Here is a 2463-nt window from a genome sequence, read left to right on the forward strand (position 1 = left end):
GCTGCAAATCGCTGATCAGCTCGCCGGCGTTGTCGGTAGCGTTCTTCATTGCAATCATCCGGGCCGCCTGCTCACAGGCGTTGTTCTCAACCACGGCCTGGTACACCTGGGATTCCACGTAACGCACCAGCAGCCCGTCGAGGAGCGACTTGGCGTCGGGTTCGTAGAGATAGTCCCAGTGGTGCTTCAGCTCCTGATCGTCATCGGCCACCAGCGGAATCAGCTGTTCCACGGTCGGCTTCTGGGTCATGGTGTTGACGAACTTGTTGGAGACCACGAACAGGCGATCGATACGGCCTTCGAGGTATGCGTCGAGCATCACCTTGACACTGCCGATCAGGTCGTTGATCGAAGGCTCTTCGCCGAGGTGGCTGATAGCTGCCACGACGTTGCCGCCGAAACTGCGGAAGAACGAAGCGCCCTTGCTACCGATCACGCAAAGGTCGATTTCCGCCCCTTGCTCGCGGTAGCCGCTCATGTCCTTGACGAGGGACTTGAACAGGTTGATGTTCAGACCGCCGCACAGACCACGGTCACTGCTCACCACGATGTAGCCGACGCGCTTGACTTCACGCTCGACCATGAACGGGTGACGGTATTCCGGGTTGGCGTTGGCCAGATGGCCGATCACCTGGCGAATACGCTCCGCGTAGGGACGGCCGGCCGCCATGCGCATTTGTGCCTTGCGCATCTTGCTCACCGCCACTTTTTCCATGGCATTGGTGATCTTTTGCGTGCTTTTGATGCTCGCAATCTTGCTGCGAATCTCTTTTGCGCCTGCCATTTGACACCTATCGGGTTAGCAGGCGGGAGCCTCGCGGCTCCCGCTGCGGCTTACCAGGTTTGGGTGGCCTTGAACTTCTCGATGCCGGCCTTGATGCCCGCGTCGATTTCGTCGTTGAAGTCACCTTTCTCGTTGATCTTCGCCAGCAGAGCGGCATGCTCGCGCTGGAAGTAGGAGATCAACGCCTGCTCGAAGCTACCGACCTTGGCGATTTCGACGTCCTGCAGGAAGCCACGCTCGGCGGCATACAGGGACAGCGACATCTCGGCGATCGACATCGGCGCGTACTGCTTCTGCTTCATCAGCTCGGTAACGCGCTGACCATGCTCCAGCTGCTTGCGGGTCGCTTCGTCCAGGTCCGAGGCGAACTGGGCGAAGGCCGCCAGTTCACGGTACTGGGCCAGAGCGGTACGAATGCCGCCGGACAGCTTCTTGATGATCTTGGTCTGGGCCGCGCCACCTACGCGGGATACCGAGATACCGGCGTTGACGGCCGGACGGATACCCGAGTTGAACATGGCGGATTCCAGGAAGATCTGGCCGTCGGTGATCGAGATCACGTTGGTCGGAACGAACGCGGAAACGTCGCCGGCCTGGGTCTCGATGATCGGCAGCGCGGTCAGCGAGCCGGTCTTGCCGGTCACGGCGCCGTTGGTGAACTTCTCGACATACTCTTCGGAAACGCGGGAAGCGCGCTCCAGCAGACGGCTGTGGAGATAGAACACGTCGCCCGGGTAGGCTTCGCGGCCCGGCGGACGACGCAGCAGCAGGGAGATCTGGCGATAAGCCACGGCCTGCTTGGACAGGTCGTCGTAGACGATCAGGGCGTCTTCACCGCGATCACGGAAGTATTCGCCCATGGTGCAACCGGAGTACGGCGCCAGGTATTGCAGGGCGGCGGACTCGGAAGCGCTGGCGGCGACCACGATGGTGTTGGCCAGGGCGCCGTTCTCTTCCAGCTTGCGTACGACGTTGGCGATAGTGGACTGCTTCTGGCCGATGGCCACGTAGACGCACTTAATGCCGCTGTCTTTCTGGTTGATGATGGCGTCGACCGCGAGGGCGGTCTTGCCGATCTGGCGGTCGCCGATGATCAGCTCGCGCTGGCCACGGCCTACCGGGATCATGGCGTCGACCGACTTGTAGCCGGTCTGTACCGGCTGGTCTACCGACTTACGCCAGATCACGCCCGGAGCGACCTTCTCGACCGCGTCGGTGGCCTTGGCGTCGATCGGGCCTTTGCCGTCGATCGGATTGCCCAGTGCGTCAACTACGCGACCCAGCAGTTCCGGACCGACCGGAACCTCCAGGATGCGCCCGGTGCACTTGGCGTTCATGCCTTCGGCGAGGCCCTGGTATTCACCCAAGACCACGGCACCCACGGAATCCTGCTCCAGGTTCAGCGCCATACCGTAGACGCCGCCCGGGAACTCGATCATCTCGCCGTACATGACGTCGGCCAGACCGTAGATGCGCACGATACCGTCGGACACGCTGACGATGGTGCCTTCGTTTCGTGCTTGGGAGGCGACGTCGAGTTTCTCGATGCGCCCCTTGATGATTTCACTAATTTCGGAAGGATTGAGTTGCTGCATGCCGCTGCCCCTTCAAACTCAAGATTTCAACGCTTCGGCCAGTTTCGCGAGCTTGCCGCGCACCGAGCCATCGATTACCAAGTC

At 61.3% G+C, this 2463-nt stretch carries 2 protein-coding genes and 1 pseudogene; all 3 read right to left on the minus strand.

Annotation, left to right across the window (positions count from 1 at the left end; translation table 11 throughout):
* Positions 1-784: F0F1 ATP synthase subunit gamma (atpG, locus tag FFS27_RS31575; protein WP_137952489.1), on the minus strand; the 784-nt coding region annotated here is incomplete at its 3' end.
* A 50-nt stretch (positions 785-834) separates the two neighbouring features.
* Positions 835-2379 (minus strand): F0F1 ATP synthase subunit alpha, encoded by a 1545-nt coding sequence (atpA, locus tag FFS27_RS31580; RefSeq protein WP_003097134.1) that lies wholly within the window; start codon positions 2377-2379, stop codon positions 835-837.
* Between the two features lie 18 nt (positions 2380-2397).
* Positions 2398-2463: pseudogene (locus FFS27_RS31585) on the minus strand (F0F1 ATP synthase subunit delta); the annotation flags it as partial.

The organism is Pseudomonas sp. 2VD (assembly GCF_005503585.1).
GTDB classification, from domain to species: domain Bacteria; phylum Pseudomonadota; class Gammaproteobacteria; order Pseudomonadales; family Pseudomonadaceae; genus Pseudomonas; species Pseudomonas aeruginosa.

Coding starts and splice junctions, on each gene's coding strand:
- atpA (WP_003097134.1), bottom strand. CDS start 2,379: ATGCAGCAACTCAATCCTTCCGAAATTAGTGAAATCATCAAGGGGCGC.